The sequence below is a fragment of the Allorhizobium ampelinum S4 genome (assembly GCF_000016285.1).
Classification (GTDB): domain Bacteria; phylum Pseudomonadota; class Alphaproteobacteria; order Rhizobiales; family Rhizobiaceae; genus Allorhizobium; species Allorhizobium ampelinum.
The window spans coordinates 3,428,355-3,451,093 of the sequence record NC_011989.1; the positions used below are offsets into that span (position 1 = coordinate 3,428,355).

Genomic DNA, 22,739 nt, shown 5'->3' on the forward strand with positions numbered 1-22,739 from the left:
CTATCCTGCGACGGCTAACGACATTTCCTGCTTGAGAGACTGACCGCGCGAGGCAGCGACGACAGCATCCACATCCAAGATCAGAGCCACGCGGCCATCGCCCAGAATGGTTGCCGCGGCGATGCCGGGCACATGCGTATAGTTAGCCTCGAGGCTCTTGATGACCACCTGGCGCTGACCCTGGATGGCATCGACCATCAAGGCGCGCTGACCGCCACCTTCCGATTCCACCAGCAGAGCAACACCATCGATCGGGTTGGCCTGGACTGACCGGAAATTCAGGATCCGACCGACATCCACCAATGGGCAGAAGCTGTTGCGGATCGAAATCAGCCGCTGGTTGGCCCCGAAGGAATGGATATTCTGGGCTTCCGGCTGCAAGGTCTCAACGATGGCCGTCAAAGGAACGACAAGCGTTTGGCCAGCAACGGTAACGACCATGCCATCCAGAACCGCCAGTGTCAGCGGCAAGCTCATGGTGAAGGTCGAGCCCTGACCGGGGCGCGAACTGATGGAGATGCGCCCGCCCAAGGCCTGGATGGACCGCTTGACCACGTCCATGCCAACGCCACGGCCGGAAATGTCGGAAATCTTGTCCGCCGTCGAAAAGCCCGGCATGAAAATCAGATTGTCGATTTCCTCGTCGGACAGATTGGCGTCGGCAGCGATGATATCGTTGTCGATTGCCTTCTGGCGGACCCGTTCGCGGTTGATACCGGCGCCATCGTCGACCAGTTCGATCACGATACGGCCAGACCGGTGCTTTGCCGTCAGCTTGACCGTGCCTTCCGGGTTCTTGCCGGCGGCACTACGCTTTTCGGGGGTTTCAATACCATGGTCAACGGCATTTCGGATCATGTGGGTCAGCGGTTCGGCCAGCTTGTCGATGACCGTCTTGTCCACTTCAGTGTTTTCACCTTCGGTGACCAGACGGATCGATTTGCCAACCATATCAGCAACTTCGCGCACGATACGCGACATGCGCTGGAACACCGGCTTGACCGGCTGAGCACGGATCGCCATGACCGAATCCTGGATCTCACGGGTGAGCTGTTGCAGCTCTTCGAGGCCCATATTGATCGACGACGTGCCGTTGGTGTCATTTTCGATGACGCTCTGCGACAGCATGGCCTGGTTGATGACAAGCTCGCCCACCAGGTTGATCAGGCGGTCGACGCGATCGAGATCGACGCGGATCGTTTGCCCGGCAGCAGAAGCTGCGGACTGGTTTTGCGCAGCGGCAGCGGCGGCAGCAGCGGCTGGAGATTCTCTCTTCTCCCTGACGGCACTGACCACTTTGGTTGCCGTATCGGCGGCTTCCACGGCCTCGGCAATCAAGTCGGCCGAGCTATCGTCAGCCTCTTCAACGCCGCTATCGTCGTCCAGCGCGGACAGATCGAACGGCACCGGTACCATCGGCAGCTCATCGCTCCCTTCAGCAACAGTCGCTTCCTGTTCCTTGATTTCCAGTTCGCAATCCCATTCGGCAAACTCGAAAACAGTCCGAACGCCTTCTTCGCCTTTTTCGCTCTTCACCAGGATCTTCCAGGAGAAGTAGGCCTCCTCAGGATCCATGGATTCCAGCGTCGGAACGGCGCTTACGTTGCAGTTCAGGCTGACTTCGCCGATGCGCGACAGATCACGCAGCAAAAGCGTGGCGTCATTGCCCTTGGCGTAGAGATCCCGGCGCGGCTTGAAGCTCACTTCAAGCGGAGGAGACACAATGGGAGGCTCTTCGTCGGCAAAATCGTCAAAGGAGAATGGAACGGGTGCAAAACCGCTGTCATCCGTCGCTGCTGGCGCAGGTGCAGGCTTGGCAGCCGCCTTTGGAGCGGGTGCTGCCGCTGTGGCGGATGACGACGAAGGTACTTCACCCTTGGCAAGCGCTTCCAATTCCTTGACAAGGCCGCTTGAACGAGACGGATCGACGCTGCCGCCGTCACGAGAAGCATTGGTCAGGTCGGCGAGCACGTCGGCCGACTTGAGCATGACCTTCATGACTTCAATGCCCGGTTCCAGCTTATTGGATCGAACGCAATCAAGGGTCGTCTCAAAAACGTGAGCGAAGGCAACGAGATCGTCGAGACCGAACGCGCCTGCGCCTCCTTTGATGGAATGAACAGCTCGGAAAACAGCATTCACCGTCTCCGGGTCACGATCCCCATCGTTCATTTTCAGAAGACCGGATTCCAGTTCCGCGAGCTGTTCCTCGCATTCCTGGAAAAAGATCTCTTTGATTTCGTTCATATCCATCGAAGTCAGACCCCGTTAGGCGGTTACACGTTCAATCGCATCGATCAGTTTCGTCGGATCGAATGGCTTGACGATCCAGCCGGTAGCGCCAGCCTGGCGCGCACGGTTCTTCTTCTCAGCATCGCTTTCGGTCGTCAGAACGAGGATCGGAACGGCACGGTATTTTTCATTGCGGCGTACGCCCTCGATAAAACCAAACCCGTCAAGGCGCGGCATGTTGATATCGGTGACGATCACGTCGGGATTGCACTCTTCAAGCACTTCAAGACCTTCGACGCCGTCTTCGGCCTGGATGGTCTCGAAACCCGCATTGTTGAGGGTCACGAGAAGCATGTTGCGGATGGTTCTAGAGTCATCCACGGTTAATACTTTTTTCTTCATTGCCGGATCTCCGCGATCAGTTGATCGTTGTTCAAGCCCAAGAGCTGTATGGTTTTGGTGAAAGCGTCTGACGCCTTCTTTATCGAGAAGGTTTTCTGGTCTTCTTCCCAGGTTTTCGCGCCCGAGACGAGCACCTGGGCGCAAAGTGCTCCCATCCGCTCGACACCGGATGCGTCGATTTCAATTGCTCCTCCCCGCATGGACAGAAGCTTGTCCTTGAGCTGAGACGCTTCATTCAAGTCGAGCACCGATGCCAGCTTAAGCTGCGCCGATGCGCCTTTCTTGCTCGCCATAGACTGTTTCCCTACCGTTTCTATCGACCGCCCCATAAGGGTGTGAGAGTTCAAAACCTAAGCGCTTCTCCGGCACGAAAAGCCGTTTTCATCCCGAACCTTCCTCCGTTGTATAAGAGGTAGGTAAATAAACCGCTCACATCGAAAGGCCTCCTGCCCGAATCGGCACTAAAAAATCGTGCCCCCCGAAGTCCTCGGAAAAAGCCGCCATCGGCAGCTCTGCCGTTTGCGCTGATGACACCGGATAACCGTTCGACGGATTGGTCTGGCTGCCCCGATAGTGCGTGCGCTCAATGGTGAATTGCCGCACGGTCTTGCCAAGCTCGACGATCACCGTATGCAGATCGGCACTGTCATCCGCAGCCTGACGTGACAACTGTGCGCTTGCACGCGATGTTTCGCCCTGGGCTTCGAGCACGCAAGCGACGCTATCCAGGGCTGCGGCCTGCTTGGCCGTCTCGCCAGCCATCACCGAGACCGACCGATTGATATCGACCACCTGCGTCACGATGCTGGAAATCGCATCCTGGGTGCGATTGACCATCTCCACCCCGGCCTCGACCTGATGCTTGGTGGCCGCAACCAGAGCCTTGATTTCACGCGCACTGTCGGCGGACCGCTGGGCCAAAGCCCGTACTTCCTGGGCAACGACGGCAAAGCCCCGACCAGAATCACCGGCGCGAGCCGCCTCGATGCCGGCGTTCAAGGCCAGAAGGTTGGTCTGGAAGGCAATTTCATCGATGGAGCCGATAATATGGCCGATCTGCTCGGCGGAGGTTTCGATATCCGCCATGGCGGCGATGGCCTTACCAACCACCTCGCCGCTCGCTTCGACCGCCTTGACGGTCATCTCGACAGCCTGCTCGGTGAGTTTCGACTGCGCCGCGTTATGGCTGACTGTTTCGGTCACCTGCCGCAGGCTGGCACTTGCCGCATCAAGGCCCGCTGCGGCCTCATCGGCCCGCACACCCAGCGCGGATCCTTGCTCGCCAAGGGCAGCGCTGACGTCCTCCGCCGTGCGGCGGCTGGCGTCCATCACGGAAACCGCAGCGCAAATGCTCTCCATCGCGCCATTGAAACTCGACACGAGATCCTGATATTCCTCGGGGACATCACTGTTCAGCCGGCTGGACAGATCGCCCTGCGACAGCGCCGTGAATGCGCCTTGGAACAGATCCGTGACGCTGGCGCGCTCCTTACGCCGCAGGTCGGCCATGTCGCGATGATGCTTGAGGCGCAATTCGTTGAAGCGCAGGGAAACGGCAATCTCCACATCCACCATGACCAGGCGAATGAGCGCGCTGACCAGCGCCTGCAATTCGGCTGCCCGCTTGCGCGAGGACGGCATGAAACCGCGATTGGCAAGATCGGCGAAGACGGAACTGACCAGGCCCTCCAGAACAACGGCATGGCCGGCAATCTGCCAACGGGGATCAAGCCCCATCCGGCTTTGGCTATCAGCCAGCACTTTGACACGTTCGGCATAGAGCGCATCGAAACGCGCGTCGGTCATCACGTCCCAATGGGAAACATAGAGATCATGGAGGCGGTCGATCTGCCGCTCGCCGGTAAACTGGCGGGCCGCATCGGGTGCCGTCTGCAACTTGCGAAAAAACGCGTGCAGACCCGTTTCCACGTCAGTCTCCAGCCCAACCCGGTGGCGTCGCAAAAGACTGCAAGCATCCTGGTCCAGGCCGGCAAAATTCAGCCGGTCCCGCAAGCTGCCAGCCTGCGATCCACCTGTCCGTTCTGCCTCAGCGTGCTGAACCAATTGCCAATCCCCGCGGGGTCGGCCCTGTCGAACCAGGAACTGACCGCCATCACCTGTTAAATCGTCCGCATGGATGCGCTATACGCCGCATAACCTGGAGAACCGCTCTGTACTGGAGATACCGGATCGGAACCGGTACGGTGGGACTGGCATCATGCCGAGTGGGACGCGCAACGCGCCCATTCCTCCGTGTCCTACAATCTTTATGGTTAATTCGTTGATTGGAGGTTAATGTTTATTCGCTGCTCAACTTTACTGCCAAATTCTTAAAATTTGAATCGATTTGTGAAGGCGTAAACGTGAAATCAAGCTTGGAGCAAGGTTAAGTTGTGTTAATGTGTCACCAAGCGGCATGAAGGTCGAAGAGGTGAGCAATGATTGTTCTAGGAATAGGGGCTGCGCTGATTGCAGCAAGCACGATAGTGGTTGTATCGCTGAATGAGCGAGGCAAGTTAGCGGTCGCGACAAAGCCGACATTCTGACATACCATGCGTTTAACCCGCGCATGAAGAGCAGTCTTACCTAGTAAAACTGCTGGTTTTTGTCGTTTCCACTCGAAAAATTTCCCAGATGTCTGGTCCATATCCTTGTAAGGATTGGTCGACTGCCTGTGCCATAGCAAATCATCTGAAGCCTTCAGAGGCGCCTTCCATGGTCCATCAGGGAACGCCATTGGCTTGAAGCTTGCCGCCTTGCCCATTCCCCTGTAGACGCATGGGGAACAGGTGCAATTGCCGGATATATCTATGAATACCGCCACGTCCCAGCCCCGCCGCCTCACCATTCTGGGGTCGACCGGCTCTATCGGAACCAACACGCTTGACGTGATCAGACAAATGGGCGGACGCGATCGCTTCGACATCATGGCCCTGACAGGGCACGGCAATGTCGCTCTTCTGGCGGAGCAGGCACTGGTGACAGGCGCAAGGCTGGCAGTTACCTCTGATGAAAATCAATATATTGCCTTGAAAGACCTGTTATCGGGCAGCGGCATCGATGTTGCAGCCGGCAGCAGCGGGCTACAGGAAGCAGCATGCCTTGAGGCGGACTGGGTGATGGCCGCCATTGTCGGGACCGCCGGTTTGCAGCCAACCTTGACAGCCGCCGCACGCGGCGCCGATATCGCGCTGGCCAATAAGGAATGCCTCGTTTCGGCTGGCGAATTGTTCATCGAGACGGTGCGTAAGGGCGGCGGCAAGATTATCCCCGTCGATAGTGAGCATTCGGCAATTTTCCAATGCCTGGACGAAAATCACCGTGACACGCTGGAGCGGATTGTGCTGACGGCTTCTGGCGGGCCGTTTCGCACCTTCACCCGCCAACAGATGGCTGATGTCAGTGTTCAAACCGCCCGCGCCCATCCGAATTGGTCCATGGGACTGAAGGTGTCGATTGGCAGCGCCTCGATGTTCAACAAGGCGCTGGAGATGATCGAGGCCAAGCACCTGTTCGATCTGACACCCGACCAGATCGAGGTTATCGTCCATCCTCAATCGATCATCCACTCCATGGTGGGCTATAGCGACGGCTCCGTGCTGGCCCAGCTTGGCGTACCGGATATGCGCACCGCCATCGGTTATGCGCTGAGCTATCCGAAACGCGCGGCGCTGGATGTGGACCGGTTGGATTTTACCAAGCTGGCGCGGCTGGATTTCGAAGCGCCGGACCTGGACCGTTTTCCGGCCATCCGTCTCGCCCGTACAGCGCTTGAGCGCGGCGGCTTGCAGGGCGCCGTGCTGAACGCCGCCGAAGAATGTGCCTTTGAGGCTTTTGTCGAGGAAAAAATCGGTTTTCTCGCCATGGCCGATGTGGTCGAGGATGTCATGGATCATCTATCGGGCTTGGCACCGGCGACCGTGATTGCCGATGTCTTTGCCGCCGATGCGCAGGCACGACGCCGAGCCCAAGAGGTCATCCTGAACCAAGGCCGCACGCGATAATCCAGAATGCTGCAACACTTTAAATCTGCTGCATAATTTTTCTTGAGCCTATTCCGGCTTCAGGAATTATCCAGTCGCGCATACCGCAGCACGCAAGCGCTCGACATACGCACCGTCACAGCCTTCCAATGCCGTATTGCTCAGGCTGACCACGGTCAAACCGGCCTCGGGAATGATGAACCACGTATTGCCATAGACACCACCCCATTGCACCGCGCCCGGCGGCAGGGCGGTGGCCGCTGCGGCGGAATCGGTGATGACAGCACCGAGAAAGCTGAAGCGCTTGCCGGGAAGCCCCATGGGGAGATCGCCGATCTGGTTGGAGAGACACATTTGCGCAAGCTCGGGTGACATCAGTCCACCCCCACCAGTACGAATGGTTTCGAGCAGCGTCAGCACATCCAGCGCCGTGCCTGCCATCCCCCCGCCCCCGGACTGAAAGGCACGCGGATTGAAAATTCGCGAGGGGGAAAAAGCCGGTCCTTCGCCCGATACACCGGTTGACCGCCATTGGTCTTCCATGCGCTCGGCCCTGTGTTCGCCGTCCCGATACGGAACCGCCAGCCGCGCCATATCCGTGACACGAAACCGGGCATCCGTCAGGCGCATGGGTTCGCAGACATGCTCGACCACCGCCGCCTCCAGCAGGTTTCTGCCTTCGATAGAGCCGAAATACCGGGCGAATGCCGTCGTGCTTGTTGTGCCTGGAACCGGAGCTGCTGCCCCGTCATCTTCGCCCTGCTCTCCCGCCCGCCTCTCGCCATGCACTTTGGCCACCACAGCGCCGAGCAGATCAGTGCTCACCGAATAGCCCCAACGCTCGCCAGGGGCAAAAGCCAGCGGAATGGCATTATGGCGGCTGAAATTCTCCTCAACCGTCAGATCCGTATCGAGAAGACCGAGATTGATCGCCCGCTCGCGCGGCAGCCTTTGCAGCGCCGGATCATAGGTCAGACCTGATGTATGGGTGAGCAGATGACGCACCGTGATGGCGGCAAACGTGCCGGCGGGCGTTTTTGGCCGGAACCAGGGAAGATGATCGGCCACCAGATCGTCAAGGCCCAGCAATCCCTTGTCGATCAGGCTGAGCGCCGTGGCCGCGACAAATGGTTTTGTGACCGATGCGAAGCGAAAAATCGTATCGAGCCGCACCGGAATACGCGCTTCCCGATCCGCATAGCCAATGGCCCGCCGCAGCAGGGGCTGTCCGTGCCTGAACACCATGACCACCGCCCCAACCAGAGCCTCGCTTGACACAGCCTCTTCCAGCACGCGGTTGACCCGCTCGACAATCGACATCCTATCCCTCCGCTAAAACAAAATGCGGGCCATGTGACCATGACCCGCACAACCTGCGCAAGAGTGAAATGGAAAAATCAGGCGACAGCCCGCGCCAGCGCACATCTCGACCAGAGCTGATGTAGGGCTCCGACCAGATGATCGACATCGGCATCGCTATGCAACGGCGTGGGCGTGATGCGCAGGCGCTCGGTTTTCTTCGGCACCGTCGGGTAATTGATCGGCTGCACATAGATATTGAAATTGTCGAGCAGGATATCGGAGATCCATTTGCATTTGGCGGCATCGCCAACCAGGACCGGCACGATATGGCTGGGATTGGGCATATGAGGAATGCCGCGCGCATCCAGAAGCGACCGCAACCGGCGCACACGTTCCTGATGAGCGAAGCGCTCGATCTGGCTGGATTTCAGATGCCGGATCGAGGCGACTGCGCCAGCAGCCAGCGAAGGTGGCAAAGCCGTGGTGAAAATAAAACCTGACGCAAATGAACGGATGAAATCGCACAAGGCGGTTGAAGCGGTAATATAGCCACCCATCACCCCAAACGCCTTGCCAAGCGTGCCTTCGATGATCGTAAGTCGGTCCATGATGCCTTCACGCTCGGCAACACCGCCGCCGCGCGGCCCATACATGCCGACCGCATGCACTTCGTCCAGATAGGTCATGGCGCCGTAGCGATCGGCCAGATCGCAGATTTCCCTGATCGGCGCGATATCGCCATCCATCGAATAGACGCTCTCAAAGGCGATCAGCTTCGGCGCCTTGGGATCGGCGGCCTTCAGCTTGGCTTCCAGATCCTTGACGTCGTTATGCTTCCAGATCACCCGTTCGCATTTCGCATAGCGAATGCCTTCGATCATCGAGGCATGGTTCAGGGCATCGGAAAAAATAATCAGGCCGGGGATCTTCTGCCCCAGCGTACCGAGCGTCGCCCAGTTGGAAATATAACCTGACGTGAAGATCAGCGCCTGTTCCTTGCCATGCAAGTCGGCCAGTTCCTGCTCCAGCAGCACATGATAGTGATTGGTGCCGGAAATATTGCGGGTGCCTCCAGCACCCGCGCCACAGTGATCGATGGCGTTTTTCATCGCCTCGACGACCTGTTCGTTCTGGCCCATGCCCAGGTAGTCGTTCGAACACCAGACGGTCACGTCATGCTGACCGTTTTCCGTGTAGCGGGTAGCCCGTGGAAAATTGCCGCGCTGGCGCTCAAGATCGGCAAAAACCCGGTAACGGCCTTCTTCGTGCAGGCCATCCAGTTCGCTCTTGAAAAACGCTTCAAAATCCATTGCGCCTGCTCCAATCTTCCTGGATCTCTTTTGAGATCGTTCGGGGCAGCGGTCAACCCCTTAAAGTGATTCTAAACTGCGACAAAAGGCACCGGCGCTGATGCGGGGTCCGATAACCACTGCCACCATCGCGGTCCGACGATCGATCTCTCCTATCGCGACAGGCCGCATGCTCGTTCAGTAGCCGATACGGATCCAAACAGACTTGATCTGTGTCAAGCTTGACGGCGCGCAGAGCAAGAGTGAACCTGAACACAGCAGACATTTATTATAGAATAAACTAAAACAAAATAACTTTAATATGGGTTACTACCCGGCATCCTCGGCTATAAGCCCAATTGCAATTTAGCGGCATTCACAACCGGAATACGAGCGGATTTCTTCATTGATCATTGTTGCAAGTCGCCTACCCTGAAAAAAATCGTCCATGCTGACAATCTCTTTGAGAGACACCTTAAAAAACAGAGCGTTTCCGGTGGACATTCGCCGCTCTCGCTATATGTTTTTGCAATGTTGGGATTCCAGCAATGGACAACAATCGGCAGGAAATGCGTCAAAAGACGACAAATAATGCTGAATAACAAAATATCAGCGCAGGGGCGGACGCGCCGGCAGACCCAAATCTGGCCAGGATAAAGAACGATCGGCGAGACCTGGGTATCCGGATAAATCCAATACGGAGATGGACATGAAAAAGGCAATTATACTCATTCTGGCAGGCTTGGCCGTCGCCGGTTGCACGGAAACCGAAAAGGGCGCCGGCATTGGCGCCGCGTCGGGTGCCATCATCGGCGGCGTCGCCACTGGCAATGTCCGCGGTGCGGCGGTTGGTGCTGCCGTGGGCGGCGTAGCAGGCGCCATCATCGGACGCGTCAACGAGCAGCCGGGCCAGTGCTACTATCGTGACCGCTACGGTCGTCGTTACGTCGACAACTGCCCACGCGGCTACTGACATCCAGCCACCGCCGGATCCAGCCGTTTTCGGCCCGATCCGGCGGTGGCCATACAATACCGGAAAAGTTCACCGAGGAACTGTTCCGGCTATAATCGCAGATGGGAATAGCGATTTCGGAGCAAGGGGTGCGGGATGGTTTTGCTCCGGCCAAATTGAGGACTTCAGACACTGTTTATACCGAGTAGGGTGACATTGCCGAATGTCAGTAAAGCGTTTCGGAAGTCAGGCACCGCTCTGGCATGTGTCGTCGTGGGTGCGGCGGCTTTGTCGTTTCCAGTTGATGCCTATGCCTTCAAGATTTTCGGGATAACCCTTTGGGGCCGCGATGAAGGCAAAACGGATGTCGTTGATCCCGTGCGGTATTCTGTCGATTTCCAGTCGAAAGAAGCGTCCGGCGATCGCGATGAGAAAGATGCTTCCGGCGATCTGAAAGACGCGCTGGAAAAAAGCTCGCAGCTGATACAGGAGAAGGACAAGCCGGTCTCCGGCGATCTTGGCGTGGTCATCAAGGCCCGCGAGGACCGGGAGCGGCTACTGGCAACACTTTACGAACACTCCTATTATGGCGGCGTCATTACCATGACGGTCAATGGCACGCCCCTGGATAGCCTGCCCCCCAATCCCGAATTCCCCCACACGAAACCCGTGCCGGTTAAAATAGAGGTCGAACCCGGCCCGCTCTTTACCCTCGGCAAGGTGACGCTGACCGGCGATGCCGCAAAGCTTGACCCAACGGCCTATGATCTTGTGGCAGGCAAGCCAGCTGGTTCCCTTGCGATTATCAAGGCGGCTAACAAGATGGCCGATGATCTGAAGGCGCAAAGCCGCCCTCTGGCCCGCATTTCCGAGCGGCAGGTGGTCGCGGACCATCAAAGTAACCGGGTGGATGTGACTATTGGTGTGTCCGCCGGGCCAGTCGCGCCCCTGGGTCCGGTTGCAGTCTCCGGCACCAAGGCCGTGGATCCTGGTTTCGTGCAGAAATATTCAAGGCTCAATGCCGGTCAGCCCTATTCGCCGGAAGATCTGCGCAAAGCATCCGACCGCTTGCGCAAGCTTAACGTCTTCTCCAGCGTGACCGTCACCCAAGCCGATAAACTCAACTCACAGGGCGCCATTCCGCTCAATATCACCGTTTCGGAAGGCAAATTCCGCTATTTCGGGGCCGGGGCAACCTATGACACCATCGACGGTGCGGGATTGCAAGGCTATTGGGGCCACCGCAACCTGTTCGGCCAAGCCGAATCCCTCAGGATCGAAGGCACAGTCAGCGGCATCGGCGAGAAAACCGATGCAACGGATTTCGATTATTCCGCTGGCATCACCTTTACCAAGCCAGGTTTTCTGTTGCCGTCAGGCACACTGGAAGCCTCGATCAAGGCCGCAACACTTAGCACCGATTCCTATGATGCCGACACCATCACCGGCAAACTCGGCTATTCCTATGAGTTGACTGACTATGACACGGTTTCGGCAGCCACCGCGCTGGAATATGCCCGGATCGACGATGCCTTTGGCCGAAACGATTACCTGACCTTTTCCGTACCTCTCGATTATGTGCGCGATACCCGAGACAACAAAATGAACCCGACCACCGGCTACCGCGCCACGCTCAGCGCCGCGCCAAGCTATGAATTCCTCGGCAGCACTGTGTTTTCCAATTTCGAAGGGTCGATTTCCGGCTATTACGGACTTGGCATGGAAGACCGGGTGGTGCTGGCGGGCAAATTGGCGGTAGGGACCTTGTTTGGCACCGGCGGGCTTGCCGATATTCCAGCGACGCGACGGTTCTTCGCTGGTGGCGGTGGTTCGGTGCGCGGCTATGGCTATCAAAGCATTTCGCCCAGAAACAGCGCGGATGACGCCACCGGCGGGCTTTCCTATATGACCGCATCACTGGAAACGCGCATCGGCATTACCGAAACGATTGGCCTGGTGCCGTTCTTCGACGTCGGCACCGTGTCCAGCGGGCATGTGCCTGATTTCTCCGATATCAAGGCAGGCGCGGGCATCGGCCTGCGCTATGCGACGCCGTTCGGCCCGATCCGCCTGGATGTGGCCGTACCGCTCAATCCCTATCCCGACGGCGACAAATACGGCATATATGTCGGTATTGGACAAAGTTTCTGACGCAGAAGCAGCCGTTCGGGACAGAAGAAGGTCGGAACAGACAGTGAGCGCACTCAAAACCCTATTCTCAGGCCTTGGCCGCATTCTCGCCTATGGTTTGCTGGTGCTGGCCGCGATGCTGGTCGTGGCGCTGACGCTGGTCGGCACAACGCAATTCGGCAGCCGGTTCATCGGCGATTTCGTCGCCTCACTGATGTCGAAGCCAAACCGGATCATCGCCGTGGACGGGATCAGCGGCCTGCTGGACGGGCATTTGCGGGTGGACACAATCACCGTTTCCGACGCGAACGGTGCTTATGGCCGAATTCAGGATCTCTCCATCGACTGGTCGCCGCTGGCGCTGATGTCACGCCGTTTCGAGGCCTCGCAGATAAAGGCCGCCTCCTTGACATTGGCCCGCAAGCCCTTGCCGGCTGAGGAAACGGCGACAGAAGCCTCCAGCAGCAATGGCTTCAGCCTGCCGGTGGATATCCGTATCGAGCGGGTGTCCGTGCCAGAGATCCGGCTGGAACAACCGCTGCTCGGCACTGCGGCCAAACTGGCTTTGGACGGCAATGTCGAGGCTGAACGAGGCAGTGAAGCGAACCAGCAATCCATCACCTCGCAGTTGACGGTGAGCCGTGCAGATCTGCCGCAAGCAAACCTGTCGGCCCGGCTCGCCTACGCGCCGCAGCAGAACCGGCTGGATGTCGATGCCATCTTGCAGGAACCGAAAGGCGGAATCCTCGCAAACCTGCTGCAATTGCCGGATGATCCGGCGCTTGCCATCACGGTCAAGGGCGGCGGTCCGATCAACGACTGGAAAGGCTCGCTGGCGGCAACGCTCGACGGCACACCGCGATTGGACATCACCGCAACCCATAGACTGGCCACGGACGGTCGCCATGTGACCATCAATGGCGACGGTTCCTTCGATAGCCTGATGCCCGCCAATCTCCGCGACCTGTTTGCCGGCAAAACCATGATCGACATTGCCGCCCGTCTTTCCGATGACGGTGCCTTGAGCGTGGAAAAAGGCAGCGTCGAGACCGGCAGCCTGTCGCTTGCCGCCAGCGGCACCTATACGCCGAAAGGCGAAAATTCCCTTCACGCTACACTGACCGGCAAGAATGGCCCTGCCGCGATCCGTTGGCCGCTGGACGATGGCACCCTCGCCGCCCAAGTCTCCGGCCTGACATTCAGCCTGACCGGGGCTGCCGAAGCGGCAAAGCTTGAAACCACCGCGGCGCTGGCGAGCCTGACACTGCCGCAGGGCACGCTTGGCGATATCGCCCTTAAAGCAAGCGCGCCTGCTTTCAACCTGACCACCCGTTCCGGCAGCATCGATACCACACTGACCGTACAGCAAGCGCAGTTGACGGACCCGACGCTGGCGCGCGCCATAAAGGCGCCCCTGACCCTTAAGGCCCCGATTGCGGTCAGCCCTCAGCAGATTACCGCCCAACCGCTCACCATCGAAAGCCCGGCGCTTGGCGGCAGCGTGACGGCTGCCTATACCATCGCCAGCAAGGCCGTGGAGGCACAATATACACTGTTTGCGCGGCCTGAAGCGCTGCCACAAGCCGTGACGGAAAAGCTGTTGGGAACGCCTGGTGGCACCGAGCAAACCAATATGGTGAAGCTTTCCGGCGAGGCACGCTATTCCGCAGGTGATGGAATTGTCATTCCCGGTTTTACGCTGGAAACACGGCTGCTGAACGCTTCGGGCAAACTGTCTTTTGTCAGGCAGCAGCTGGCCACCACACTCTCGGGGATGATCACCGATCTCAGCATCTTGCAAGCCAATGCATCGGGAAAGGCGGCATTCGAACTCCAGGCCGATGGCCCGATCAATGCCTTGCGGACCAATGGCACCCTCACCATCAACGCCGCAAAGCTTGCTGGTCGCGCCCTCACCGGCTTTTCCATGGCGGCGAAAGCCGACCTGACACGCGGCGCGCCCTCTGCAACGCTGACCGCGCAAGGCGCGCTGGATGGCAAGCCAGTGCGCTCCAATCTCAACCTCACCTCCAAGGACGGCGTCATCGCACTGCCGGATCTGAGCTTGACGGTGGGTGACAACCGCTTGAACGGCGCCTTGAACTTTTCCCGTGCGCTGCTTCCCAGCGGTTCTGTCGATTTTGACTTTCCCGATCTCGGCCTGCTGGCCGCCCTTGGCGGACAGACCGCATCGGGCGATCTGAAAGGCTCCATCAGACTGGACGAGGCCAATGGCAAGATTGCCGCCCGGATCAAGGCCGAGGGCACTGCCATTCGCCAGGGCACGACAACAATCGCGCAGCCGTCGGTCGATGTGACCACCAACGACCTCCAATCGCTGGCCTTGCAGGGCATGGTGAAGGCGGACCGGATCTCCACTGGCTCTGCCCTTGTGGAACAGCTGGCGCTTCAGTTCGACCGGAGAGGAACCCGCACCGATATCGACCTTTCAGGACGATATGACAATGCACCTTTGACCGGAAAAGCACTGGTGCAGCAGGATGGCAATAGCATCGGCATTGCCCTTCAGGATTTTGCCGTCAGCCCACGCGGCATCGCCATAACGCTGGCCCGGCCCACTGACATCACCGTGGAAAATGGCACGGCAACAATCGACACGCTCACTATCAAAGCTGGCAGCGGTACAGTTTCGGTTGCTGGCAAGGCAGGCGCGGTTCTGGATATGACAGCGCAGATCAACGCGCTCCCCGCCTCGCTTGCCAATACATTTTCGGCCAATCTGGGCGCGACCGGCACACTCTCCGGCAAGATCACCGCCACCGGCAGCACATCCGCGCCGAAGATCGCGTATGACCTGCGCCTCGATGATGCCAGCGTCACGCAGATGCAGTCCGCTGGCCTGCCACCTCTGGCGATTACCGCCTCCGGCACCTTTGCGGACAATCGCCTGTCCGTGGACAGCCGCGTGACCGGCGGCGGTGGTCTGAATGTCACAGGCGGCGGCTCGCTGACGCTAGCAGGCGACAAACCCATCAACATGGCGTTCAAGGCCAATCTGCCGCTCAACGCATTGCAGGGCCTGTTGACCAAGCAAGGATTGACGGCAGAAGGCAATGCCAATGGCGATATCCGCATTGGCGGCACCCTGTCCTCCCCGGCGTTATCCGGTACCATCAGCACGGCCAAGGCCCGGCTGATTGATGTGAAACACAATATCGCTCTTGAGCAATTGGCCGTGGACATTGCCTTGACCGGCGATCAGGCCCGGATCAACTCCGCAACCGGCAGGATTTCCGCCGGAGGCAGAGTGTCGGCGACCGGCACGATCGACCTGAAAGGTCAGGGATTGCCCAGCGACCTGACAATCAAGCTCGACAACGCCATCTACATCGATGGTACCTTGGTCACCGCGACCGTCAACGGCAGCATGGGGTTGAAAGGCCCCTTGCTGGATGGACCGACCCTGTCCGGCAAGCTGACACTGGACAAGACCTCAATCACCATTCCGTCCCGGCTGCCGGGATCGATTGCCCAACTCGACATCAAGCACAAGAACGCTCCGGCCGACGTGCGCCGCCAAACGGCAATTCTCAATCCAGAGAAAACGGGGGATGGCAGTAGCTCGCCGATTCTGCTCGATCTGCAAATCGCGGCACCCTCGCAAATCTTCGTGCGCGGACGCGGAATCGACGCAGAACTGAACGGCACCGTGAGCATCAAGGGCAGTATCGCAGCACCGCAAGTCTCGGGTGGCTTCACCATGCGTCGGGGCCGGATGGTCATTCTCACCAAGCGGCTGGATTTCAGCTCAGGCAAAATTACCTTTAGCGGTGGCCTTATCCCAGTCGTCGACTTCGAGGCTACCAGCACATCAGGCAGCACGACGCTGACAGCCAAGGTATCCGGCGTGGCGACCGACCCGGATATCAGCTTTTCATCCGCCCCCGCCCTGCCGCAGGACGAGGTCCTCGCCCAGCTTATTTTCGGCCAGTCGATGGCGAAACTGTCGCCGCTGCAAATTGCTCAATTGGCGGATGCCGTCGGTCAGTTGGGCGGTGGCAATTCGACATCGCTGTTCAACAGTCTTCGCAGCGCCGTTGGCGTTGACGATCTCGACATCAGCACCGATTCCAAGGGCAATACCCAGTTCAGCGCCGGAAAATATCTGAACGACAAAACCTATCTCGAATTCCAGCAGGGCAGCACCGGCAGCAAGGCCGTGATCAACCTGGATGTCGGTCGTGGCTTCAAGCTGAAAGGCGAGGCTGGCGCCAGTGGATCGAGCGGCGGCGGTGTGTTCTATGAGAAAGAATACTAGAGTGTGTTAGACTCACAACGTCTCCGACAGGTTTCAAGGCGCGATCCACTCGCTCTACAGCCTCGTAATTTATAAGTGCGCGATGCATAACACCTTAAATTTCCTGCGTAATTTCTTAAATCAAGCTGAGATCAAGGAATTATGGAAAAACAAAACCGTGCATCGCCAGCGCTTTATCACACGCATAAATCCCAACTCAATATTTTTTCATGCTCCGAATCCTTTTCTCTTTAAATCCGGCGAGGATTTAAGGAATTGTACAGCGGATTGTCGGTAGAATTCAGCTTGATAAGCCCCGACCTCCGGTGTCCTTAACGTCCCTGGAAAGACGGGAGCTATCGATACATTTCAAAGGATGCTTGAATAGCTATTTCTTAACAAAATACCCGTATGAATATAGGGCTTAAGGCAAGGTCGTTGATCACACAACAAAGAATGTGAGAATGCGCTCCGCACTTGACGTCGCACGAGCCAACACAGTTGGCTTTATGCATAGGCTCTTGGATCTAAAAAATCGATCTCACTGAAGAATTCTACGAACAGTCATTGAAAGTGACATTCGTATTCAACGTTCAATTTCCCAAGGTGAGGATGCGATTCACATCTTCAAACCCTTGGTATGGTTCGAGAAATACAAACATCACGACTAAAAGCACCACGGCGTCATCAGGGAATGCCCCAACAGGATACGCGTGCTACAGGACACAGAGGAAGAACGATGCTGGGTTTCGGTTCAGATGCAGAAAACATTCTGTCGGCGCTTGCAAAATCTCAGGCCGTCATTGAGTTCGATCTCGAAGGCACGATCATCACCGCCAACGACGTGTTCTGTCGGTTGATGGGATATCGGCCTGAAGAACTCAAAGGGCGCAAGCACGCGCTGTTTTGTGATCCTTCCTATGTGTCCTCTGCGCAATATAAGGCCTTCTGGCAAAAGCTGTCAGGCGGGCAATCCGAAACGGCCACCTTCAAGCGGATCAACAAGGCAGGCCAGGAGGTCTGGATCAACGGCTCCTATAATCCCGTCTGCAACAGCCGAGGCAAGCCCTACAAGGTGGTAAAGATCGCAGCCGATGTCACCACCGCACAGTTGCAGACCCTCGAAGACCGCGGCAAGATGGCCGCGATTTCACGCGCTCAGGCAGTCATTGAATTTACCAAGACCGGAGAGATTCTTTCTGCCAACGAAAACTTCCTGAGAGTGCTGGGATATAGCCTGGCGGAAATCCAGGGCAAGCATCATTCGATGTTCTGCGAACCCTCCTACACCGCGAGCCGAGACTACAAACTGTTCTGGGAAAAACTCAGCAATGGCGAGTTCATCGCAGAAGAGTTCAAGCGCATCGGCAAGGGCGGTAAAGTGGCATGGATTCAAGCCTCCTATAACCCGATCTTCGATGCCGACGGCAAGGTGATCAAGGTGGTGAAATTCGCCACCGATGTCACTGACCGGGTGCGGTGCGTGCAGGAAATCGGGCACGCTTTGCAGGCTCTTTCGGATGGCGACCTGACGGTGACGCTGGAGCGGCCTTTTGTGTCAGGCCTCGACCAGATCCGGCTGGACCTGAACAATGCCATGGAAAAACTGACAACCGCGATGCGAACCGTGGCCATGAACGCCAATGCAATCGCCGCTGGAACCAACCAGATCAAATCCGCTTCTGACGATCTTTCCCGCCGCACTGAGCAGCAGGCTGCCTCTGTCGAGGAAACCGCCGCAGCCCTTGAGGAAGTAACCCAGACGGTCACCGACAGCGCAAAACGGGCCGCCGAAGCCGCCAATCTCGTTGCTCGCACCAAGGCCCAGGCCGAAGCCTCAAGCCAGGTGGTTCGCAACGCCATTGACGCCATGGGCCAGATTGAAAACTCCTCCAATGAGATTTCAAACATCATCGGCGTGATTGACGATATCGCCTTCCAGACCAACCTTCTGGCGCTGAATGCCGGAGTTGAAGCCGCCCGCGCGGGCGAGGCCGGCAAGGGTTTTGCCGTCGTTGCCCAGGAAGTACGCGAACTGGCGCAACGCTCTGCCAAGGCCGCCAAGGAAATCAAACTTCTGATCACCACGTCAAGCAACCAAGTCGAAACCGGCGTATCGCTGGTGGGCGAAACCGGCAAGGCGCTGACGACGATCCTGGCGGAAGTTCAGGAGGTCAACCGTAATATCGGCGCCATTGTCGAGGCTACTAGGGAACAGGCAACCGGCCTTAGAGAAATCAACAAGGCCGTCAACACCATGGACCAGAATACCCAGCAGAATGCCGCCATGGTGGAAGAAAGCTCGGCGGCGAGCCATGGCCTTGCCCAACAAACCGAAAACCTGCGCAACCTGCTCGAACAATTTAGATTTGAGAAACATTCTTCCGCTAGGATGAGCCATGACAAATATGCGGCTTAGCGGCAATCGCTACGCATCGCATGGACGAACATCGGACTAATGATCGCAATACAGCCCCGGCGGGTAACCTGTTTACAGGAAGCGGAGGGCGAAAGACAGGCGGGACGGATATCATGGCAACACCTATTACCCCTACCAGCTTCGGCGGTGAAAACCTCGAAATCATCGCGTTTCGCCTGCATGATCAGGAGTTTTGCGTCAAGACCACCACAATCCGGGAAATCCGCGGCTGGGCGCCTTCCACGCCCATTCCGCATGCACCGGCCGATGTGATCGGCGTGATGAACCTGCGCGGTTCGGTCATTCCGATCATTGATCTTGCCTACAAGCTCGGCATGAAGAGCACGGTTGCCAATGAGCGCTCCGCCATTGTCGTCGCTGAAGTGCACAATATGGTCATTGGCATGCTGGTGGACCGGGTGTCTGACATCCTGACCATCCCCTCCAGCCAGGTTCAGCCGGTTCCAGAAGTTTCGGCCTCTTTTGACAAGACGTTTTCCGAAGGCATCATCGCCAATGAAAACGGCATGATCTGCTTCCTGAACCTTTCCAAGATGTTCAAGGGCAGCGAGCTGGAAGAGCTTGCGGCCTGATCTTATAAAACGATAATATCAAAAGCGGCCTCATCGGGCCGCTTTTTTGTTTTTGTGCTTTTGCTCTCTTCTGCATGGCTCGGATCAAAAATGCCGCCCTGCTTTTAAGCAGGGCGGCATGACGAGATCGGTTAGCCAAACAGCACAAGCGTGCTGCGCAGAGTGACCCAAACACCCCAGAGCAAGGGAATGCCGACAACGGCCCAGGCGAGTGCCGCCTTGGCGTCGAAACCGCCTTTGCCAATGCCGAACGAGCCGGTCGGGCCAGCACTGGCGGCAGCGGTCTTGGCCTGAAGGGCGGCAACCTCGTCATCCGACATGAACCATTTCTCCGGCAGTGGACGGATCAAGGCATTGGCGACAAGGCCGAGCGCCAGCATGCCGGCCAGGATATACATCGTGCCGGTATAAAGTGCGGGACCGGGAGAAATCCCGGCAGCAATCTGGGCCTCGCGGATATAATTGACCACGACAGGACCGACGATGCCCGCCGTTGCCCAGGCGGTCAGCAATCGGCCATGAATGGCGCCCACGAATTGCGTTCCGAAGATATCGGCGAGATAGGCCGGAATGGTGGCAAAACCGCCGCCATACATCGACAAAATGACGCCAAAGGCCAGAACGAACAGCGCCTTGGAGCCCAGGCCCGCCAAGGTCGGTGCCAGCGCATATAGCAAAATGCCGAGCAGGAAAAAGCAGTAATAGGTGTTCTTACGCCCGATCTTGTCCGACATCGACGCCCAGAAAAACCGTCCGCCAATGTTGAAGAGCGACAACAACCCGGTAAATCCGGCAGCGATGGCGGCGATCTGCGCCTTTTGCGCGGTGTCCAATTGCGAGAATGTCAGGTCCGGCAGACCGATCAGCGAGCCGGCAAAAATTTCCTGAAGCATGGGCGAGGCCATGCCGATCACTCCGATACCCGCCGAGACATTCAGGCAGAGCACAGCCCAGATCAGCCAGAATTGCGGGGTTTTGTGAGCATCACGCAGATGCACGTGGCGATGGGTAATCATGCTGCTCTTGGCAACAGGCGGGGTCCAGCCTTCTGGACGCCAGCCTGCCGGCGGAATGCGGTAGCCGAAAGCGCCGCCCATCATGAAGACGAAATAGATGGCAGCCATAACCACGAACGTCTGCCAGACGCCCGGCCCGGCATCGGAACGGAACACGCCCATCAGAAGGTTGGCGAGCGGCGCACCGATCATCGCCCCGCCGCCAAAGCCCATGATTGCCATACCAGTCGCCATGCCGCGCCGGTCGGGAAACCATTTGATCAACGTAGATACCGGAGAAATATAGCCAAGGCCAAGCCCGATACCGCCGATCACGCCTGCGCCGATCCACATCAGCCACAGTTGATGGGTGAAAACCCCCAGTGCCGCGACCAGAATGCCACCGCACCAGCAGCAGGCCGAAACAAAACCGGCACGACGCGGGCCAACCCGCTCCAGCCAACCGCCCCAAAGCGCTGCGGAACAGCCAAGCAGCACGAAGAACAATGTGTAGATCCAGCCAAGGTCGGCAACGCGCCAATTACACTCGGTGGTGAACAGCGCGCCGGCAAGCGACAGACCAGCGCAGCTTGCAGGCGCGGCGGTACCCAATGCCTTGCTAAGCGGTAGCCAGAAGACGCTAAAGCCATAGGCCATGCCAATGCAAAGATGAATGGCAAGCGCTGCTGGTGGTACCAGCCAACGATTGAAACCCGGTTTTGCAATGATCCGTTCCCGATCAAGCAAACCGGCAGATGATGACAGCGCTGTCCCCGGCGCATTCGTAACTGCCATAAATATCCCTCCTCGTGCTTCTATCCAAATGGAGGCCCCAGCCGCATTTGGAGAAGTCGTTGCTCAAACAAAAAACCAGCGCATGATGGCATGAACAAAGTGAATGCATCACGGCACTGGTTAGCTTGTCTATTCCCATCACTATCTGTCGCGGACAGCGCAACCGCCGCCGCCACACATAGCGCGTCTGTCGAAAGGCCAGATATGGCCCTTATCAACCTGTTCAAATCTTTACAATATTTGGCGCAGCATCCGAGGTCTTTGTCCACTCGAACGGCACTCAGACTGTCCCCTGCCCCGCCATTCCAAAGGCCTCGGCACTATTATCCACCGGACGTTTGATCAGTTTCGCTGCCTCGATCACCAGCGGGTCAAATCCGTCGCGACCTGCATCAATCATCTCGAAAAACTGGCGGCGCATGCGCGGTTCCCAGAACTTGTTGATATGGGTCGCCACGCCTTGCACCCGCTCATGCTCCGGCTGCGTGTTGAAGAATTGAGCGATCTGGTTTGCCATGCGGATCAGTTTTTCAGCAATATGGTCATGCGACATCGGCGGAAACCCCGGATACGATACGGTCAGGACGGGTAAACACTTCAAAATCATCGCCACGGGCAATGCCGATCAGGGTCATGCCCGCCGCCTGCGCGGTGCGGATGGCAAGCGCGGTTGGCGCAGAAATCGCCAATAGAATCGGCGCACCCAGCATGGCCGCCTTCTGCACCATCTCCACCGACAACCGGCTGGTGACGACCACCACCCCATCTTCGCCCCGGCGTCCGGCCTTCAACACCGCACCGACCAATTTATCAAGGGCATTATGACGTCCCACATCTTCCCGGATCGCCAACAGTCCTTCGCCGGGAATGAAGAAACCAGCTCCATGCACCGCATGGGTTTGCCGGTTAAGCGCCTGCGCCCGGCTGAGCGCATCGACAGCCTCACGGATATCCGCCGGTGTCAGCGTCAATCCGCCGGTGACGATCGGTACATCCCGGCTGGCCTGTTCGATTGACTCGATCCCGCAGAGACCACAGCCAACAGGCCCCGCCATGCGACGACGGCGGGTCGTCAGGGCGTCCGCTGTCGTATCCAGCAGCGTCACTTGCACATCGATGCCACTTCCCGCCTCGATCGGTTCAATGGCAAGAACCTCATCCAGCCGGGTAATAATGCCCTCGGCCAGCGAAAAACCCAGCGCAAAATCCGCGAGATCGGCGGGCGTCGCCATCATCACGGCGTGGGTAGAGCCGCCATAGGAAAAGGCCACGGGCACTTCCTCCGGCACGATCCGGTGGGCCTCCTTGGTCATCCCTTGGCGATACTGCACCTGCGGCACGAGACAGGTGGTTTTCATCTCCGGCATAACGGCAAAACCCTCCTTTCCG

General features: G+C 57.9%; 16 protein-coding genes. 6 read left to right on the forward strand and 10 right to left on the reverse strand.

Translation table 11 applies throughout. From position 1 onward, the window contains the following. The 5 genes from AVI_RS16120 to AVI_RS16140 form a co-directional block, all read right to left on the reverse strand. Nucleotides 1-2,253: a chemotaxis protein CheA gene (locus AVI_RS16120; RefSeq protein ID WP_041697167.1), complete on the reverse strand. Its 2,253-nt coding sequence runs from the start codon at nucleotides 2,251-2,253 to the stop codon at nucleotides 1-3. Between the two features lie 15 nt (nucleotides 2,254-2,268). Further along, complete coding sequence (gene cheY1, locus AVI_RS16125) at nucleotides 2,269-2,634, reverse strand: chemotaxis response regulator CheY1 (protein WP_006726298.1); 366 nt, start codon at nucleotides 2,632-2,634, stop codon at nucleotides 2,269-2,271. Continuing rightward, a complete protein-coding gene (locus tag AVI_RS16130) occupies nucleotides 2,631-2,927 on the reverse strand; it encodes an STAS domain-containing protein (RefSeq protein WP_041698243.1) in 297 nt (98 codons plus the stop codon). The genes cheY1 and AVI_RS16130 overlap by 4 nt, the downstream gene beginning before the upstream one ends. A 136-nt stretch (nucleotides 2,928-3,063) precedes the next feature. After that, nucleotides 3,064-4,698: a globin-coupled sensor protein gene (locus AVI_RS16135; protein WP_041697172.1), complete on the reverse strand. Its 1,635-nt coding sequence runs from the start codon at nucleotides 4,696-4,698 to the stop codon at nucleotides 3,064-3,066. A 340-nt stretch (nucleotides 4,699-5,038) separates the two neighbouring features. After that, entirely contained in the window at nucleotides 5,039-5,398 is a 360-nt protein-coding gene (locus AVI_RS16140) for a hypothetical protein (protein WP_041697175.1), read from the reverse strand. Between the two features lie 46 nt (nucleotides 5,399-5,444). Here AVI_RS16140 and dxr point away from each other — a divergent pair, with 46 nt between their 5' ends. Continuing rightward, a complete protein-coding gene (gene dxr, locus AVI_RS16145) occupies nucleotides 5,445-6,638 on the forward strand; it encodes a 1-deoxy-D-xylulose-5-phosphate reductoisomerase (protein WP_015917363.1) in 1,194 nt (397 codons plus the stop codon). A 66-nt stretch (nucleotides 6,639-6,704) separates the two neighbouring features. Here dxr and AVI_RS16150 read toward each other — a convergent pair whose 3' ends face one another. Together AVI_RS16150 and hemA are read right to left on the reverse strand one after the other, a co-directional pair. Further along, complete coding sequence (locus tag AVI_RS16150; protein ID WP_015917364.1) at nucleotides 6,705-7,937, reverse strand: serine hydrolase domain-containing protein; 1,233 nt, start codon at nucleotides 7,935-7,937, stop codon at nucleotides 6,705-6,707. 77 nt (nucleotides 7,938-8,014) lie between these two features. Then, nucleotides 8,015-9,229, reverse strand: a complete 1,215-nt coding sequence (gene hemA, locus AVI_RS16155) for a 5-aminolevulinate synthase (RefSeq protein ID WP_015917365.1) — start codon at nucleotides 9,227-9,229, stop codon at nucleotides 8,015-8,017. 688 nt (nucleotides 9,230-9,917) lie between these two features. Between hemA and AVI_RS16160 the strand changes: the two genes are divergently transcribed. The 5 genes from AVI_RS16160 to AVI_RS16180 all read left to right on the forward strand — a co-directional run bounded on the left by AVI_RS16160 (nucleotide 9,918) and on the right by AVI_RS16180 (nucleotide 19,560). Continuing rightward, entirely contained in the window at nucleotides 9,918-10,181 is a 264-nt protein-coding gene (locus AVI_RS16160; RefSeq protein WP_015917366.1) for a glycine zipper domain-containing protein, read from the forward strand. Nucleotides 10,182-10,358: 177 nt separating this feature from the next. Beyond that, nucleotides 10,359-12,311, forward strand: coding sequence for an autotransporter assembly complex protein TamA (locus AVI_RS16165; RefSeq protein ID WP_448800442.1), 1,953 nt, complete (start codon nucleotides 10,359-10,361; stop codon nucleotides 12,309-12,311). Nucleotides 12,312-12,354: 43 nt separating this feature from the next. Next, nucleotides 12,355-16,569, forward strand: coding sequence for a translocation/assembly module TamB domain-containing protein (locus AVI_RS16170; RefSeq protein ID WP_015917368.1), 4,215 nt, complete (start codon nucleotides 12,355-12,357; stop codon nucleotides 16,567-16,569). Nucleotides 16,570-17,287: 718 nt separating this feature from the next. Beyond that, on the forward strand, nucleotides 17,288-18,967 hold the full coding sequence (locus AVI_RS16175; protein WP_080517008.1) for a methyl-accepting chemotaxis protein: 1,680 nt from the start codon (nucleotides 17,288-17,290) through the stop codon (nucleotides 18,965-18,967). Between the two features lie 113 nt (nucleotides 18,968-19,080). Further along, complete coding sequence (locus AVI_RS16180) at nucleotides 19,081-19,560, forward strand: chemotaxis protein CheW (RefSeq protein ID WP_015917370.1); 480 nt, start codon at nucleotides 19,081-19,083, stop codon at nucleotides 19,558-19,560. Between the two features lie 131 nt (nucleotides 19,561-19,691). Here the strand turns inward: AVI_RS16180 and AVI_RS16185 are convergent, their stop codons facing one another. From AVI_RS16185 to fdhD, 3 genes are all read right to left on the reverse strand, one after another. Beyond that, nucleotides 19,692-21,350, reverse strand: coding sequence for an OFA family MFS transporter (locus AVI_RS16185; protein ID WP_015917371.1), 1,659 nt, complete (start codon nucleotides 21,348-21,350; stop codon nucleotides 19,692-19,694). A 280-nt stretch (nucleotides 21,351-21,630) separates the two neighbouring features. Next, nucleotides 21,631-21,903, reverse strand: coding sequence for a formate dehydrogenase subunit delta (locus tag AVI_RS16190; RefSeq protein ID WP_015917372.1), 273 nt, complete (start codon nucleotides 21,901-21,903; stop codon nucleotides 21,631-21,633). Then, nucleotides 21,893-22,717: a formate dehydrogenase accessory sulfurtransferase FdhD gene (gene fdhD, locus AVI_RS16195; RefSeq protein ID WP_015917373.1), complete on the reverse strand. Its 825-nt coding sequence runs from the start codon at nucleotides 22,715-22,717 to the stop codon at nucleotides 21,893-21,895. Before fdhD ends, AVI_RS16190 begins: the two co-directional genes overlap by 11 nt. Nucleotides 22,718-22,739 lie beyond the last annotated feature (22 nt).

Coding starts and splice junctions, on each gene's coding strand:
- AVI_RS16120 (WP_041697167.1), bottom strand. CDS start 2,253: ATGGATATGAACGAAATCAAAGAGATCTTTTTCCAGGAATGCGAGGAA.
- cheY1 (WP_006726298.1), bottom strand. CDS start 2,634: ATGAAGAAAAAAGTATTAACCGTGGATGACTCTAGAACCATCCGCAAC.
- AVI_RS16130 (WP_041698243.1), bottom strand. CDS start 2,927: ATGGCGAGCAAGAAAGGCGCATCGGCGCAGCTTAAGCTGGCATCGGTG.
- AVI_RS16140 (WP_041697175.1), bottom strand. CDS start 5,398: ATGGGCAAGGCGGCAAGCTTCAAGCCAATGGCGTTCCCTGATGGACCA.
- dxr (WP_015917363.1), top strand. CDS start 5,445: ATGAATACCGCCACGTCCCAGCCCCGCCGCCTCACCATTCTGGGGTCG.
- AVI_RS16150 (WP_015917364.1), bottom strand. CDS start 7,937: ATGTCGATTGTCGAGCGGGTCAACCGCGTGCTGGAAGAGGCTGTGTCA.
- hemA (WP_015917365.1), bottom strand. CDS start 9,229: ATGGATTTTGAAGCGTTTTTCAAGAGCGAACTGGATGGCCTGCACGAA.
- AVI_RS16160 (WP_015917366.1), top strand. CDS start 9,918: ATGAAAAAGGCAATTATACTCATTCTGGCAGGCTTGGCCGTCGCCGGT.
- AVI_RS16175 (WP_080517008.1), top strand. CDS start 17,288: ATGCTGGGTTTCGGTTCAGATGCAGAAAACATTCTGTCGGCGCTTGCA.
- AVI_RS16180 (WP_015917370.1), top strand. CDS start 19,081: ATGGCAACACCTATTACCCCTACCAGCTTCGGCGGTGAAAACCTCGAA.
- AVI_RS16185 (WP_015917371.1), bottom strand. CDS start 21,350: ATGGCAGTTACGAATGCGCCGGGGACAGCGCTGTCATCATCTGCCGGT.
- AVI_RS16190 (WP_015917372.1), bottom strand. CDS start 21,903: ATGTCGCATGACCATATTGCTGAAAAACTGATCCGCATGGCAAACCAG.
- fdhD (WP_015917373.1), bottom strand. CDS start 22,717: ATGCCGGAGATGAAAACCACCTGTCTCGTGCCGCAGGTGCAGTATCGC.